1 protein-coding gene is annotated in these 301 nt (G+C 78.4%); it reads right to left on the bottom strand.

Annotated elements, in window-relative coordinates:
- Positions 1 to 115: 115 nt before the first annotated feature.
- Positions 116 to 301 (bottom strand): BTAD domain-containing putative transcriptional regulator (locus STRAU_RS29710; RefSeq protein WP_037662803.1); only part of this gene is annotated, 186 nt, incomplete at its 5' end.

Raw genomic sequence — 301 nt, 5'->3', positions numbered from 1 at the left:
CGGGAGGGCGGGAGACGGGGGGGGCGGAAGGCGGGGGCGGGGTGCCGGAGTGGGCGTACGCGTACGGGTGTTGGGGCGCTGCGGGAGTGGGGCGCGGGGTGCGCGGTGTCGGTGTTCAGCCGGCGGGGACGAGGGGGTGTGCGGTGGTGCGGGGGGCCGGGGCGGTGGCGGGGTCGGGTCCGGCGTGGAGGATGGAGTGCTGCAGGCGCCGCAGCCCCATGGAGGGTTCCAGGCCCAGGTCGCGTACCAGGGTGGCCCGCAGCCGCTGATACACCTCCAGCGCCTCCCCGCGGCGCCCGGA

The sequence above is a fragment of the Streptomyces aurantiacus JA 4570 genome (genome assembly GCF_000414115.1).
GTDB classification, from domain to species: Bacteria; Actinomycetota; Actinomycetes; order Streptomycetales; family Streptomycetaceae; genus Streptomyces; species Streptomyces aurantiacus_A.
The sequence above is the reverse complement of the archived record's forward strand: the minus strand, read 5'-3'. Positions and strand labels throughout refer to the sequence as shown.